The 14,891-nt window shown below is 73.4% G+C and carries 10 protein-coding genes; 8 read left to right on the forward strand and 2 right to left on the reverse strand.

Going from position 1 to position 14,891, the window contains the following annotated elements; genetic code table 11:
* The first annotated feature begins 109 nt into the window (after nucleotides 1–109).
* From WMF34_RS31795 to WMF34_RS31830, 8 genes are all read left to right on the forward strand, one after another.
* Entirely contained in the window at nucleotides 110–2,206 is a 2,097-nt protein-coding gene (locus WMF34_RS31795) for a serine/threonine protein kinase (protein WP_437990156.1), read from the forward strand.
* The gene (locus tag WMF34_RS31800) at nucleotides 2,207–3,052 is read left to right on the forward strand and encodes a hypothetical protein (protein ID WP_437990157.1); all 846 of its coding nucleotides are present in this window, start codon (nucleotides 2,207–2,209) and stop codon (nucleotides 3,050–3,052) included. It abuts the gene before it with no gap.
* 52 nt (nucleotides 3,053–3,104) lie between these two features.
* Nucleotides 3,105–4,214, forward strand: coding sequence for a PEGA domain-containing protein (locus tag WMF34_RS31805; RefSeq protein ID WP_437990158.1), 1,110 nt, complete (start codon nucleotides 3,105–3,107; stop codon nucleotides 4,212–4,214).
* Nucleotides 4,215–4,240: 26 nt separating this feature from the next.
* Nucleotides 4,241–5,809, forward strand: a complete 1,569-nt coding sequence (locus WMF34_RS31810) for a PGRS family protein (RefSeq protein WP_437990159.1) — start codon at nucleotides 4,241–4,243, stop codon at nucleotides 5,807–5,809.
* Nucleotides 5,810–6,421: 612 nt separating this feature from the next.
* Nucleotides 6,422–7,453 carry a PEGA domain-containing protein gene (locus tag WMF34_RS31815; RefSeq protein WP_437990160.1) on the forward strand — a complete coding sequence of 344 codons (1,032 nt, stop codon included), beginning with the start codon at nucleotides 6,422–6,424 and terminating at the stop codon, nucleotides 7,451–7,453.
* A gap of 248 nt (nucleotides 7,454–7,701) precedes the next feature.
* Nucleotides 7,702–9,084, forward strand: a complete 1,383-nt coding sequence (locus WMF34_RS31820; protein ID WP_437990161.1) for a hypothetical protein — start codon at nucleotides 7,702–7,704, stop codon at nucleotides 9,082–9,084.
* Nucleotides 9,085–9,536: 452 nt separating this feature from the next.
* The gene (locus WMF34_RS31825; RefSeq protein WP_437990162.1) at nucleotides 9,537–10,331 is read left to right on the forward strand and encodes a PP2C family protein-serine/threonine phosphatase; all 795 of its coding nucleotides are present in this window, start codon (nucleotides 9,537–9,539) and stop codon (nucleotides 10,329–10,331) included.
* Nucleotides 10,332–11,188: 857 nt separating this feature from the next.
* Nucleotides 11,189–12,052 (forward strand): helix-turn-helix transcriptional regulator, encoded by an 864-nt coding sequence (locus WMF34_RS31830; RefSeq protein WP_437990163.1) that lies wholly within the window; start codon nucleotides 11,189–11,191, stop codon nucleotides 12,050–12,052.
* 750 nt (nucleotides 12,053–12,802) lie between these two features.
* Here the strand turns inward: WMF34_RS31830 and WMF34_RS31835 are convergent.
* Nucleotides 12,803–13,759: a hypothetical protein gene (locus WMF34_RS31835; RefSeq protein WP_437990164.1), complete on the reverse strand. Its 957-nt coding sequence runs from the start codon at nucleotides 13,757–13,759 to the stop codon at nucleotides 12,803–12,805.
* Nucleotides 13,760–13,852: 93 nt separating this feature from the next.
* On the reverse strand, nucleotides 13,853–14,851 hold the full coding sequence (gene ygfZ, locus WMF34_RS31840) for a CAF17-like 4Fe-4S cluster assembly/insertion protein YgfZ (protein WP_012238817.1): 999 nt from the start codon (nucleotides 14,849–14,851) through the stop codon (nucleotides 13,853–13,855).
* Nucleotides 14,852–14,891: the final 40 nt, after the last annotated feature.

Consider the following 14,891-nt stretch of genomic DNA (forward strand, 5'->3'; position numbering starts at 1 on the left):
CTTGCACCTGGAGCCCTCGCATGCGCGCCCGCCGTCGCCCCCCGCGACTCGCCTCCGCAGTCAGGAGACCCCGTACGCCCTCTCGGCGCGACCGCCCGGAGGTCCGCGCATGAGCCTCCCTGCGCCGCTCCGGCCGGGCGACACCTTCCTGGAGTACCGCATCACCGATGTCGTCGATCGCGGCGGCATGGGCGAGGTGTACCGGGCCGTCGACGAGTATTCCGAGGATATCGTCGCCATCAAGTGCATGTCGCCGCGGCACCGGAGCCGTGAGGACTTCGCGCGGCGCTTCCGGCAGGAGTGCAAGTTCTACCCGAAGCTCCGGCACCCGCACATCGTGTCGATGCGGCGGGCCGGCGTCTCGCCGGACAACGTCGCGTTCATCGTCATGGAGTTCCTCGAGGGCAGGACGCTGCGGCGGCTGCTCACGAGGGCGTACCGCTTCGACTTCCTGAACGCGCTGTACATCATGCTCCAGGTCGCCGAGGCGATGCGGTTCGTCCATTCGAAGAAGATCTGGCACCGCGATCTCAAGCCCGAGAACATCATGATCGGGACGGAAGGCGACGCGCGGGGGCACGTGTGGCTGCTCGATTTCGGCATCGCCAAGTTCGCCGACGGGGGCATGAACACCGACGACATGCCGGACGTGGGGACGATCCGGTACATGTCGCCGGAGCAGGTGAAGACGATCTACAGCCTGGCGAAGAAGATCCCGCACCAGAAGCCGGACAGCCGCGCCGACATCTACGCCTTCGGCGCGATCTTCTACGAGGTGCTGACGGGGACGCACCTGTTCATCAACGACGCGGATCCACCGACGGCCGAGGAGACGCTGGCGGGGCACCTTCTCGCCGAGCCGGTGCCTGTGCACGAGCTCGTCCCCGACTGCCCGGACATCGTATGGCCGCTCGTGGCCCGGTGCGTCGCGATCGACCGCAACGCGCGGTTCCAGACGTTCACGGAGGTGGAGAGCGCGCTCCGCGCGCTGGTGGACGAGTGTGTCCTGCAGCGCCAGGTGCCGCCGGCCCATGCGCTCGCGCAGCACCTCGCGCACGGGCGGTGGACGGTGGCGCGCCAGGCGGCGTTCTCCGCGGCCGATCTCGACCGATCCGACAGCTCGGGCGGCGCCGGCGCGCGGCCGGCGAGCGAGGCGGAGGCGGCCGCGACGGCGAGCGCCGCCCACGCGACGGTGCCGCTCGATCCCCTTCGCCTCGTGCCGCTCGCGAGCGCGCTCCCGTTCGCGCCGGCGAGCGGCGGCGCCTCGGGCGAGCTGCGCGGCAAGGGGTTCACGGAGCGGATGCCCACGACCCTGCCGCTGCCCGCGTGGCCGGCGCGCGCCCGGTCCGAGCCCGACATCGGGACGCAGGCGTTCGGCGCGCCTCCGGACGCGCTGCGCGCGAGTCACGAGGGCCTCCTGCCGCACCAGGAGGTGCCTGGGGCGGTGACGTCCTCGCGGGCGGCGCCGGCGTCGCCGTGGATGTCGGCGGCGGCGCCGCCTCCGGAGCGGCGCTCCGAGGTGGGCGAGCGGGCGTCGCACGTCGAGCCTGGCGCGCTTGCCCCGCCAGGACCGCGGCGCGTCCCGGGCGCGCTGCCGCGCTTCGCGACGGCCCCGACGCTGGGGCTGGTGTTCGTCGCCCTGGCGGCGACGGGCGTCCTCGTCGCGCGCGGCATCGAGGCGGGATCGCCGGAGCAGCCTGCGCCTGCGCTCGCGAGCTCCGCGGCGGCGAGCCCGGCCGTGGTCGCCCCTGCGCCGGACGCGCCCACGGGAGCCGGCCAGCCGCCGGCCGCCCCGGCGGCGACGGCCGCGGTGGAGGTCGCCGCGGAGCTCGCCGCGCGCGACGTCCCGCCGCCGCCACCTCCGGCGTCGTCCACGACCGCCGCGGTACGGCTCGAGGCGGCCGCGCCGCCCGCCGGAGCCGTCCCCCCGGCGGAGGCCGCGCCGCCCGCGAGCGCCGCGACGCCCGCGGCGACTCCTTCACGGACGCCCGCGGCCCCGCGCCGGAGCGCGCCGGCCGCGCTGTCGGCCGGCCGCGCGTCGCAGCCGGCGCGGCCGTCGTCTCCGCGCAGCGACGGCGACGACCGCCTCTGGCCGGACGACCTCCGCGTGGATCCCGACGACTTCTACCCGATGCCGAAGAGCCCGCCGAGGCGCGGCCCCGTGAAGCAAGCGCCGGCGCCGAAGCCGCACCCGAGGAGGCCGTAGATGGGCGCGAGGGACGACGACGACATCCGCAAGTACATGCCGGATCTGAAGACCATCGCGCGGACGGCGGATCCGGCGCTGGCGGAGGAGCGGTACCGGGAGGCGATCAACAACCCGGAGCTCGATCGGGCGCTCGACGATCTCCGGCAGGGGAACGGGGCTGGGCAGGCGCCGTTCGAGTTCCCGGTGGTCGTCGCGGCGCCCAAGCCGGCGGAGACGCCGGCGCCGGCGCCCGCTGCGCCGGGGTCCGCTGCGCCGGTCGCGCCCGTTGCGGCCGCGAAGGTCGCGGGAGGGCAGACCGGGGCGGGTCCCGCGCGAGACGCCGCGCCGCCGCGGGACCGGCGGCGCGGCATGTCCCGCGGGCGCATCGCCGTCCTCCTGACCGTCGTGGTGCTGGGCCCGCTGGCGACGTACCAGGTCTTCTCCCGGCTCAGGCGCGCAGAGGCGCCGGTCGCCTCCGCGGCGCCGGTGGCGCCGTCGGGGGCGATGACGGCGCCGGGGCGGCCGAGCGCCGAGGCGGCGGGGGCAGGCGCGAGCACCGGGGCGCCGGCGGCGGCGGAGCCAGGCACGCGCCCAGGGGCGCCGCCGGCCGTGGACGCAGGCGCGAGCGATGAGGTGTCGCCGCCGGCGGCAGGCGCGAGCGACGAAGCGCCGCCGCCGAAGGCAGGCGCGAGCGACGAAGCGCCGCCGCCGAAGGCAGGCGCGAGCGACGAAGCGCCGCCGCCGAAGGCAGGCGCGAGCGCACGCCCTGCGGTCCCGGCACCGCGCGCGCCGGCCGGGGCCCGCCCGCCTCCGGCGGAGGTCTCCCCGGCGCCTCCCGAGATCGCGGCGGATATCATGCACTGAACGGGACGGCGCAGGCCCGCCCCAGGACACTCATTCTGGTCTGGAGCTCTTGATGATGAACCGACGATGCCTCGCTTCCGTGCTCGCCCTCGCGTGCGCGCTCGCTCCCTCGGGCCGCGCGCTCGCGCAGCCCGCGCCGCCGCAGAGCGCGGCGCCCGCATCGCCGCAGGCCGCGGCGCCCGACGAGGCGACGGCGCGCGCCGACGCGCTCTACAAGCAGGGCGTGCGACTCTACTCGGAGAAGAAGTGGAAGGAGGCGGAGGCGGTCTTCCTCGAGGCCTGGGCGCTCACGCCGACGTTCGACGTCGCGTACAACGTGGGGAGCGCGGCCTACCAGCAGGGAAAGCACGCGCTCGCCGCGGAGCACCTCTCGTTCGCGCTCCGGCACTGGCCGCTCCTCAGCGCCGTCGCCCACCTCAAGCCCACCGCCCAGCAGCGGCTCGCCACGTCGCGCGCCCACGTCGGCGCGCTCGCCGTCACCGTCAGCGCGCCGCTCGCCGAGGTCCTCGTCGACGGCAAGCCCGCCGGAAAGGCCCCGCTCGCGGGAGAGATCTTCGTCGAGCCCGGCGAGCACGAGATCGAGGCGCGCCTCGACGGCTACGCGCCGGCGCAGAAGAGCGTGCGCGTCGCCAAGGGAGAGACCGCCGCGGTGACGCTGACGTTGGCGGCGACGAAGAGCGAGGCAGCAGTGAAGGCGGACGAAAAGAAGGGAACGACGGCGGTGCCGCACCGGCCCGTCGCCGACCAGCCGTCCGCGAAGCCGGGATTACCCGTCGCGGTTCCGGCGCCCGTCGAGCAGCGCAGCTGGATCCCCGTGATCGCGCTCGGCGCGGCGAGTGTGGTGGGGCTTGGCGTCGGCCTCGGGCTGACGGTGGCGTCGAACGACGCAGTCGCGGATAAGGACGAGCGTAAGCAGAGGATTTTGCAAGAGGGCGGACAATGCATCGAGCCTGTGGCCGCGTTCGCCGAGCGGTGCACAGCGCTCCGCAGCGCGGGCTCGCGTGCCGACACGCTCGGCAATGGAGCGCGCGTTGCGTTCATCGCGTCAGGCGCATTCGCTGCGGCCTCAGTGACGTACCTGCTGTGGCCGCGCGCCTACGCGACGGCGGTACCAGAGGTGCGCGCAGACGGCGCGGGGCTCACCCTGCTCGGCGCGTTTTGACAGGTTCGCGAGAGGTTGCCATGAGGATGCAGAGAAGGAATCGGTCCTTGGTCGGCGTGGTCCTCGTCATCACGAGCAGCGGGTGCGAGTCGTTCTGGAGCAACATCGCCGGAGACTGCGAGGAGATGCTTACCTGTGAACACTTTCGTCCGACGAGCAGCGGTAGCGGGCCGCACGCTGGGTGTGTGCCAAGCGAGGAGCCGTCCGCCGTCGATGACCGCTGCGGCGTGTTCGTCGCCGCGAGCGGCAACGACGGCAGCGCGGGCACCAAGGCCGAGCCGGTCAAGACGCTCGCCGAGGCGCTCCGGCGCGCCGGCGAGACGGGCAGCGACGTCTACGCGTGCGCCGAGCCGTTCGCCGAATCGGTCGAGGTCCCGGCCGGCGTCGCCCTCTTCGGCGGCCTCGACTGCGCCAACGGCTGGATCTGGATCGGCGCCCAGACGAAGACCACCGTCGCGCCGGAAGCGGAGGCCATCCCGCTGACGCTCGCGCGCGGCGAGGGCACCACGCGCGTCGAGGACATCGAGGCGCGCGCCCCCGACGCGCTGGCCATGGGCGGCTCGTCCATCGCCGTGCTCGCCGACGGCGCGAGTGCGGAGCTGGCGCGCTGCGCGCTCGTCGCTGGCAACGCGGCCGACGGCGACGACGGCGACAGCGCGCCGAGCGAAGCGCCGGAGCGCGCGCCGGCCGGCAGCAACGGCGTCGACGCGTGCAGCGACCTCGACGACGTCGAGGGACCCGACGCGACGCTGCCGGGCGGCGCGCTGGTCGAGAACACATGCGACGGCGGCGTGCTCTCGATCGGCGGTGCAGGCGGCAATGGAAACGTGAACACGGGCAGCGATGGCGCAACCAGTCAAGGCACCGCCGAGACGGCACGCGGCGGTCTCGGCGAGCCGGTCAACGGAGCCTGGGATTGTGCTGGCAACGAGCCCAACGGTGGCGGTGACTTTGGAGTGAGCGGCGCCCCCGGCCCCGCGGGCGCCGGCGCAAGCGGCCTCGGCACCCTGAGCGCTGCCGGCTACATCGGCGTCCCCGGCGGCGACGGCACGCCCGGCACGCCCGGTCAGGGTGGCGGCGGCGGAGGCGGTGCCAAGGGCGGCCCCGTCTGCACCGGCGGTGTCTCGGGCGCGGGCGCCAGCGGCGGCAGCGGCGGCGCCGGCGGTTGCGGCGGCCTGGCCGGAAAGGGCGGCGCTCCAGGCGGCGCCAGCATCGCCCTCGCCAGCGTCGATGCCAGCGTCACCCTCATCGACTGCACCCTCACTGCGGGACACGGCGGCAACGGTGGCAAGGGCGGCGACCTCCAGCCGGGGGGCTCAGGCGGCTTGGGTGGCACCGGTGGCGTCGGGCTTGGGGCTGCCAGCGACGGCTGCGCCGGCGGTCAAGGTGGCAAGGGCGGTCCCGGCGGCCCCGGTGGCGGCGGCCTCGGCGGTCCCTCGCTCGCCATCGCCTTCCGCGGCACGCCCGTCGTCCAGCAGGGCCAGAGCACGCTCGCCCCCGGCGCCCCGGGCACCGGCGGTCCGGGTGGCAGCAACAACATCACCAAGAACGCCGGCCAGGACGGCCTCGCCGCCGACACCCAGGAGCTTCCGTGAACCCCCGACAGCTTGACCCCACGGCTTCCCTCCCCGCCCCCGGCCACAGCTTCGCTGCGTCATCCAACGCACAGCGTCACCGGGATCGCGGCGAAAAAAATGAAGCCGGCGGACGATTGTGCAGCAATCCAGGGCCGCTCGCCGGAACTAGACAGGTAGAGGAGACCGGAAACGGCTCGACAGGGCGACCGGCGGACCACCCCCGCAGCGCGGGAGTGGCCCATCACGCCGGTGGGTTGGTTGGCCGAGGGACAGCTGGATCGTCTTCAACCCCCGCGCTCGGCGCGCAGTCCAGGAACAGCGACTCCCTCCTCGCCTTTTCTCTTGACCCTCGCTTCGCTTCCGCACGGCAGCCGCGCCATCGCGCGGCGCTCGGCCCCCGCAGCGCCGCGCCCACAGGCAGCGCTCTCGGGCGGTGCGGCCGGAGCGCAGTCCCACGCGGAGGTGTGCGGCTCGATGTGACCGGCGCGCGGTAGCGCGCGCGCACGCTCTCGGCGCGGGCGTGGCGGGCACCTCTGCCCGCCACGCCGCGCGCGACGAAGGACGGATCGAACTCGGTGCGGGTTGTGCCGGCTCCGGCGCGACACGGCGGGCGTGCGCCCGCCATGAGGCATGGGTGACACGATGGCGATGGAGCACGATCGAAGAACGACACCACGGCGCTCCTGTCGCAGCGTCGCGCCGGCGGTCGCGCTGCTGCTCGCGAGCACGCTCGTCACGCTCGGCGACCGGGCGGAAGCGCGGCCGGCCTTCGACGTGGCGTACAACGTGGGCAGCGCGGCCTACCAGCAGGGCAAGCACGCGCTCGCCGCGGAGCACCTCTCGTTCGCGCTCCGGCACTGGCCGCTCCTCAGCGCCGTCGCCCACCTCAAGCCCACCGCCCAGCAGCGGCTCGCCACGTCGCGCGCCCACGTCGGCGCGCTCGCCGTCACCGTCAGCGCGCCGCTCGCCGAGGTGCGAGTCGACGGCAAGCCCGCAGGCAAGGCCCCGCTCGCGGGAGAGATCTTCGTCGAGCCAGGAGAGCACACAGTCGAGGCGCGGCTCGACGGCTACGCGCCGGCGCTGAAGACCGTGCGCGTCGCCAAGGGAGAGACCGCGGCGGTGACGCTGACGTTGGCGGCGACGAAGAGCGATAGCGATGCGGCGGTGAAGGCGGACGAAAAGAAGGGAACGACGGCGGCGCCGCACGGGCCGGTCGCCGCCCAGCCGTCCGCGAAGCCGGGGTCATCCGTGCCGGCCAGCGGCGCGGAGGAGCGAGGCGGCGGGCCGAGGAGAGCGGTGCTGATCGGCGGCGCGGCGACGGCGGGGGCGGCGGCGGTCGCGGGCGTGGTGTTCGCGGTGCTTTCGTCGGCGAACACAGGTGATGCCAGTGAGCAAGAGGCCGCTCTCCTAGCCACGGGCGGACCGAACGCGTGCGCGGCTGGGCGGCGCGCAGCTGAGTGTCACGCGCTCCGCAGGCTGCAGGAGAACGCGGCAACGTTCGGAAATGTCTCGGCATGGAGCTTCATCGGGGCGGGCGTAGCGGGAGCGGCAACGGCCATCGTCTGGGCCGTCGACTCGCGTGCAGAGGGGAGAGCAAGGCTCCATGCGAGCCCCATGGTTGGTGCCCATGAAGGCGGCATCATGGTGAGGGGCACGTGGTGACGACCAGAGCCTCTTCGTCCTGGGAGGAAGATAGGATGCGGCGCAAATGGTGGACCCCTGCTGTGCTGGTTGCAGCGGGCGCGACGTTCGGAGCTCAGGTTGCGGGCTGCTTCTTCGTTGCGCCAGACTGCACGCTAGGGATGTGCCGGGAAACGCTGCCACCTGGTGAGGGGGGTGGCGGTGGCAGCAACGCCCTGTGCGAAGCGGACCCGACGGAGCACGCGAGCACGGTAACGGAGGAGTGCGCGGTGTTCGCGAGCGCGAGCGCGCAACTTGGCGGCGACGGGACGAAGGCGAAGCCGTACACGTCGCTCGGGAAGGCGATCGCGAACGCGAACGGCAAGCGCGTGCTTGCATGCGCCAGCGGAGCGTTCGCGGAGAGCGTAACGATCGAGGCCGGCGTCGAGGTGATCGGCGGCTTCGACTGCGGCGCGGAGTGGACGTGGAGCGAGGAGGCGCGGAGCGCGATCGAGGCGCCCGCCGATCAGGTGGCGCTGACGGTGACGAAGGATGCGGGTGGCGCGAAGGTCAAGGGATTCGCGATCACCGCGGCGAGCGCAACGGAGGCGGGAGGTTCGTCGATCGGCGTGGCCGTGGCGGACGTGGAGGCGGAGCTCGCGCACGTCGATGTGACGGCGGGCGACGGGATGGCCGGAGACAACGGGGCGACGCCGACAGAGGCGCCCGTCGCGGGCGCGAGCGCGGAGGCCATGAGCGCGTCGAACGCGTGCGTGGCGCCGAACCTGGTCATCGGCGGAACCGCGGGCACGACGACGTGCGAGGACGGCGAGACGCGCGGCGGAGACGCTGGGACCGGAGGGCTCACGGGGACGGAGGAGGGCAACGGGCTGGCGGGGCAGGATGGAGAGCCGCTGCCGGAGCCGAATCCGAACCAGCGGGGGCTCGGTGGCATCGGCCAAACCGATCCGGCAGGACAATGTGAGCGCGGCGAGGGTGGCGCGGCGGGCTCCCCCGGCGGCCCAGGCGCATCGGGCGCCGGTGCGACGCTGACACTCGCCGGAATCAGCGGCGGAGACGGCAGCCAGGGCATGCCGGGCGGCCGTGGTCAAGGGGGAGGTGGCGGCGGCGGCACCAAGGCGGGGATGTTCTGCTCGCGCAACTCGACCCTCGTCGATGGCGTAGGCGCGAGCGGCGGCGGCGGTGGCGCTGGCGGCTGCGGAGGGAAAGGAGGCGGCGGAGGCAAGGCGGGCGGGTCGAGCGTCGGCATCCTCAGCCTGGGGACGAAGCTGGTGCTGACCGAGGTCACGGTGACCGTCGGCAAGGCGGGCAAGGGCGGCGACGGCGCGGCCGGCAAGGCGGGCGCGTCTGGTGGTTCAGGCGCGGCTGGCGGAGAGGGCTCCGGGCTGGGCGATTCGAAGCCCGGTTGTCAAGGAGGAAACGGTGGCCTCGGCGGCCGCGGTGGTTCCGGCGGCGGAGGCCGAGGCGGTCACGCCGTCGGTATTGCCTTCGCGTCGACCCCAGCCGTGACGCCCGCGCTGAAGGCGTTCACGCCGGGCACGCCCGGCACCGGCGGAAACGCCGGTCCCGGCGGACCGGTCGAGAGCAATGGCGTCTCGGGTGACGCCGGCATGTGCTGGAACTTCGGATCAGGTCGATCGTGTGAGAATTGAAGCCCTCTGGAGGGAATGAGTTTCTCCGGAGAAATCAACGACAACATCGCTTCAGGAGGCTAGACGTAGAGAGCGCCCAGGAAGCACCTTCCGATGTGCTGCGGCAACGCGGGTCGGTGGGCTGCTCGGGGCTAACAACACTGCTGGGAAAGCGTGAGTGTCGGGCGGGTGGGCCGATGGTCTGCTGAAATCCTCCACTGCTTCGTCAGGCCTATAGTCTGGATATCTATCCAATGGCCATTGGCAGCAGCCCGGGAGAAGCGGCCCCTTTTTGGCCAGGCGGATGACGAGGACGAGTGCGCGCCGCGCGCGTGCGTCGGCGTGGCCCACGCGCACCGAGCAGGAAGCAGCGCCTCGTGCGCTGAGGTGTTCGAGGAGGATTGAGCGCGCCGCGCATCGCGGCGCGCCATGGCTCGGCTCGTCTTGGCGACGAGCACGCGAGGAGGACGATCGTGTACCCACAGCTCGCCATCGAGGCGGCGGCGCAATCGGACGTAGGCCGCCACCGCAGCCACAACGAGGACAGCTTCGCGGCCCTGCCGCACCTGGGGCTGTTCATGGTCGACGACGGCCTCGGCGGCAGCGCGGCCGGAGAGGTCGCGTCCCGCATCGCCATCGAGGTGGTCCAGCGCTGCTTCGAGGAGGACGCCGACCTGGAGCGGACCTGGCCCCGCGGCGGCGCGGCGCCCGCCGCGGCCTCGACCCCCGCCGACCGCGACGAGGTGCGGCTCGTGCTCGGCGTGCGGCGCGCCCACCGGGCCATCTACGAGGCCAGCCAGCAGCACGACGAGCAGCGCGGCATGGCGACGACCTTCGCCGGCGTCCTGCTCGCGCCCGGCATGGCCTACATCGCGCACGTCGGTGACTCGCGCGTCTACCGCATGCGCGGCGGCACGCTGGAGCGGCTGACCCGGGATCACACGGTGCTGGAAGAGACGCTCCGCGACGGCGGCGGAGCGCGGGAGGCGGTCGAGGCGCTCAGCGAGCGGGCCAACGTCATCACCCGCGCGCTCGGGGCCGGCGACGACGTCGATATCGAATCGCGCGTCGAGGCCACCCTGCCGGGTGACCTCTTCCTCGTCTGCTCCGACGGGCTGTGGGGCCCGGTGCCCGAGCGGCGCATCGCCGACATCCTCGAAGCGCACCGCGACCTGAGCTTCGCCGCCGAGTTGCTCATCGACCTCGCCAACGAGCACGGCGGCCGAGACAACGTGACGTGCGTGCTCGCACGCCTCGGAGGGCGCTGAGCCATGGCGATGAGCACTCCTCGGCGCCGCGTCGCTCCGGGCTGGTGGCGCGGTGCGCTGCGTCGGCCTCCGCGCGTCCGGGCGGACGGCTTCAACCTCCAGACGGGAGGCCTGGGCGGCAACGGCGGCGCGGGCGGCGTCGGTGTCGGCAGCACCAATCCCGGCTGCGCCGGCGGTCAAGGCGGCAAGGGCGGCCCCGGCGCCGGTCAGGACGGCCTCGCCGCCGACACCCAGGAAGCTGCCGTGAGCCTCCGACAGCCCGGCCGCACAACTCCCCGCCCCGGCTTCGCTGCGTCATACAACGCACGGCGTCACCGGGGCCGCGGAGAAAAAAATGCAACCGGCGGACGATTGTGCAGCGAACCGGGGCCGCTCGACGGAACTAGACAAGTAGAGGAGGCCGGAAACGGCTCGGCAGGGCGATCGGCGGACCACCCCCGCAGCGCGGAGGGGGTCCATCATGCCGGCGGGTTGGCCGAGGGACGGCTGGATCGTCTTCAACCCCCGCGCTCGGCGCGCACTCCAGGAACAGCGACTCCCTCCTCGCCTTTTCTCTTGACCCTCGCTTCGCTTCCGCTGCGCAGCGCCGTCGCGCGGCGCTCGGCCCCCGCGACGCCGCGCCCGCAGGCAGCGCTCCCGGGCGGTGCGGCCGGAGCGCGGTCCCACGCGGAGGTGTGCGGCTCGACGTGACCGGCGCGCGGCAGCGCGCGCACGCTCTCGGCGCGGGCGTGGCGGGCATCTCTGCCCGCGACGCCGCGCGCGACGAAGGACGGCTCGAACAGGGTGCGGGTTGTGCCGGCTCCGGCGCGACACGGCGGGCGTGTGCCCGCAGGGGTGCTCACGGTTCAGGAGGGAACATGGAAGACATGCTGGGTGCGATGTGGCTCGTCTCGCCGATCGGGCTCGCGATGATCGCGTGCGTCGCGATCGGCTTCGCGGTCACCGCGCGCGAAGCGCTGGGACGCGAGCGGGGGTTTCGTGAGGCGCGCGAGCAGGCGCGTGATGAAGAGGAGGCAGCCCTCACCGATGCGAAGGAGCAGGCAGCGGGGGAGCGGGACCGCTACCGGCGCCTCCTGGACTGTCACGTCGACGCGGCGCTCGCCGAGCGGAGAGACGCCCGAGGGCGCCCCGTCCCCTGGCCGGGAAGGGTCCTCGAGTCGTTCTGCGCGACGACGCCTTCGTGGAGGAGGAAGCTGGCCGAGTGCACGGGGTTGGAACCGAGGGAGGTGGAGCGGCTGCTGAGGAGCGACCTGCCCATGACACCCGGCCTCGCGCGGCAGCTGGAGACCTTCACCGGCACGCCGGCGCGGTACTGGGAGCGCCTCTGGCGGCTGCACGACGACCGCCGAAAGGACGAGGAGGATACCGTGGTGTTCCGGGTCGGCGAGCCCGTCGCCGAGCGCGGGAAACCGGCGCCGCCGGCGCCGCCGGCGGTACCTCCCCGCGCGCTCGACACGCCTCCGCCCGTGGTGCCGTCTGCCGAGCTCGCGGCCAGTGGCCCGCGGGCGAAGCTCCCGCCGCCTCCCCTGGCGCAGCTCCGGCCACCGCGCCCTGTCCGGGCCGCCACGGGGGAAGAGCTCGCCCGTCGCGCTGCCACGCTGACGAGCTTCCCGCTACAGCCCGACGAAGGCGGGGCGAGCGCCGCGAGTGTGTCCGATTGGGAGGAAGCAGAGCGCTCTCCGCTGAACACGACGCTCCCGGGAGTAGGGCGCCACGGGTGAGAGCAGCCGAGCCTCGCACTCGGGCCGTTGTCCTGCCTCGCGAGGCCGTCGTCTTGCCGCTGGGACGCGCTGTCTTGCTCCGCGAGGCCGTCGTCTTGCCGCTGGGACGCGCTGTCTTGCTCCGCGAGGCAGTCGTCTTGCCCCGCAAGGCCGTTGTCTTGCCGCCGGCGCCTCTTGTCCTGCCGCTGGCCCCCGCTGTCTTGCCCCGCGAGGCCGTTGTCTTGCCGCCGGCGCCCGTCGTCGCCCACGGCATGGCCGGGCTCCCCGAACGCAGCGCCGGCGGTGCATCACCCCCGGCGCAGCCGGCGACGGCGGCAGCGCCGCCCCCGGCGGTCCGCCGGAGAGCGCCGACGTGCCGGGAAGCGGTGAGAGCTGCTGGAGCTTCGCGACCGGCCAGCGCTGCGGACAGTGAGGAAAAATCATCTCACCCCGTGAGAATCTCGGACGGCCAAAGGCAAGACGGCGAGGACACCACGCCGTCCGCCAACGCGCTACGGACGCGCGGCGAGAGCGACGGCAAGCCGGCTCATCTGGCGCTCGCGCGGCCGCGTCGTCCGGACTACACGAAAAACTGATCGCCCTGACGTCGAGTCAAGAGCGGAATCTCGAACCGCCAAGTCGCCAAGGGCGCCAAGGAACCAGGGAAACAAGAGGGGGAATGCCGGGACGGCCCTCCCCCTCTTCTCTTCTTGGCGGCCTCGGCGCCTTGGCGGCTCCTCTGCTGATCCGAGGCAACTTCCCGCAGCAGAGCTAACCGCCGGCGAGCTCCACGCTCCCGCCGGTGGGCTTCGCGTCGCTGCCCGCCTGCGGCGGCTCCGCCGCTTCCGCCTTCTTCTTCGTGTTGCGGTTGAACAGCCGCCGTGTCGAGATCGGCACGAGCCGCGGAATCGTGGGATCGATGCCGTGCGCCCCGTCGAACGCGCGGATGATCTGGCCCATGATCAGGATGTTGATCCCGTCGGCGCGGTCGAGGACGCCTTGGGTCACCTTCGCGTCCACAGGGCGGTTCGTCGCGCCGGCCACCGCGACGCGGAGCTCCCTGGCCGCGTCTTCCAGCTCCTTCGCATAGGATTCGTCGAGGCTCGCGAGCTCGAGCCGCTCCGCGAGCGCCTCGTCGTCGCTCTTCAGCCACCGGCGCAGCAGCTTCGCGGTCTGCTGGAGGCCCCCCGCCAGCGTCTCGCTCGTGGCGGCGGTCCCGAACGCGGCGTCGACCTGCGCCCGCAGCGTCTCGTCCCGGCCCGACGCGTCGCGGAGGGCGTCATGGGCCTGGTCGCGGAGCTCGATCGCCCTCGACTGCGCCGCCTCCGACGCCTTGTCCTGCCCCGCCCTCGCGATGCCGGCCGAGGCGTTCGTCGTCGCGCGCTGCCGATCGAGCTTCTCCAGCGCGAGCGCCTGCTGGACGGCGAGCGCGAGCAGCGGCTTCGAGAAGCCACGGAGCCTCCGCTTCTGCTCGTCCGTGGCCTGTTGATGGAAGTCCCAGGCTTTGCGGTAGATCCGCGCGGCGTCCGTGACGATCCTGCTCGACAGGATCGTCTTGCCGACGCTGACGAGATCCGCGTCAGTCGTGCCGGCGAGGATCGCCTTGAGCGACGACTTGGGAGGCTCTCCGACGGCCGCGGCGAGGAGCTCGAGCGCGTGAGTCGCCTCCAGCTCCGCGTCCTGCGCTTCGTTCACGTCGCCCTTCGCTGACGCCTTCTTGTTGGTCATCGGACGAATTCATCGTCCTCCGCGCCGAGAGTCCAGTCCAAACGGCAAGGGACACCCGTCGACTTCGTGCCCGGTCACCGAGGCTTCCCGCAGTCAGACCTTGGCCCGACCCGGCCCGTCCCCCGCCCTCGGCGCGCGCGTGATCTCGGCCGCCCGGCCGGCGACACGGAGCGCCGTGCCCTGGACGGCGTGCTTGTATTTGACGTAGCCGAGCGCGAGCAGCCCTGTCCCGCGCGGGTCCTCGACCTGGCTCGTGACGGCGCCGACGGCCGCGCCGTCGGGCAGCGCGATCTCCGCGCCCGCGGGCACGCCGCCCTCCCCCTCGACGGCGAGCTGCACGAGCCGCTTCTTGGCGTGGCCGCGCGCCTGGAGCATGAACACCGTCTCCTGCCCCAGGTAGCACCCCTTGCTGAACGAGACGGCGCGATCCTCGATCGACGCCTCCTGCGGGAAGTTCTGGTCGTCGAAGTCGACCCCGAACCGCGGGACGTTGTTCTCGACCCGGAGCACCTCCCACGCCGCCGCCGTCACCGGCAGGACCGCGCGGGCCTCCCCCTCGGCGAGGAGCGCCTCGAGGACGGCGCCCTCGGCCTGCCGGGGCGCCACGAGCAGCGCGCCCCCGAGGCCGGTCCAGTCGACGATCGCGGCCTCGGCGCCGGCCGCGCGCCCGGCCGCCGCGAGATCGGCGGACCGCGGGCCGTGGACGAACGCCCACGCGTGCTCGCCGGACGCGTCCTGGACCTCGGCGTCCTCCATGATGAGGTGGCGGTCGAAGAGCTCGCGGAGCTGCTCGACGCGCTCCCGCAGCGCGCCGACGTAGATGCGATCGGCCGCGATCACGATCCACACCTCGGCGAAGATCTTCCCGGTCTTCCCCACGTTGAGCCCGTACGCGCCGCCCGCGGGAGGCGCGGCCTTCGCCCCGGCAGGAAGCGGCTTCTGCGGCGCGAGATCGCAGGTGACCAGGCCGTTCAACCAGGTCTGCCGGTCCGAGCCGGTCACGATCAGCGTCCCGAGCTCGGGCATGGCCTGCACGAGCGCCCCTTCGCGGAGCGCGCGCCGCCGCTCTTCCAGTCCGTGAGCGTTGCTCATCGAGGCCGGATCGTGGAGGAGGGAGCCCCCGCCGTCGAGG

This window comes from Sorangium sp. So ce145 (assembly GCF_051525985.1).
GTDB classification, from domain to species: domain Bacteria; phylum Myxococcota_A; class Polyangia; order Polyangiales; family Polyangiaceae; genus Sorangium; species Sorangium cellulosum_B.

What these genes read in the sequence shown, in the direction of transcription:
- WMF34_RS31795 (WP_437990156.1), top strand. Translation starts at nt 110, where the DNA reads ATGAGCCTCCCTGCGCCGCTCCGGCCGGGCGACACCTTCCTGGAGTAC.
- WMF34_RS31800 (WP_437990157.1), top strand. Translation starts at nt 2,207, where the DNA reads ATGGGCGCGAGGGACGACGACGACATCCGCAAGTACATGCCGGATCTG.
- WMF34_RS31805 (WP_437990158.1), top strand. Translation starts at nt 3,105, where the DNA reads ATGATGAACCGACGATGCCTCGCTTCCGTGCTCGCCCTCGCGTGCGCG.
- WMF34_RS31810 (WP_437990159.1), top strand. Translation starts at nt 4,241, where the DNA reads ATGCAGAGAAGGAATCGGTCCTTGGTCGGCGTGGTCCTCGTCATCACG.
- WMF34_RS31815 (WP_437990160.1), top strand. Translation starts at nt 6,422, where the DNA reads ATGGGTGACACGATGGCGATGGAGCACGATCGAAGAACGACACCACGG.
- WMF34_RS31830 (WP_437990163.1), top strand. Translation starts at nt 11,189, where the DNA reads ATGGAAGACATGCTGGGTGCGATGTGGCTCGTCTCGCCGATCGGGCTC.
- WMF34_RS31835 (WP_437990164.1), bottom strand. Translation starts at nt 13,759, where the DNA reads ATGACCAACAAGAAGGCGTCAGCGAAGGGCGACGTGAACGAAGCGCAG.
- ygfZ (WP_012238817.1), bottom strand. Translation starts at nt 14,851, where the DNA reads ATGAGCAACGCTCACGGACTGGAAGAGCGGCGGCGCGCGCTCCGCGAA.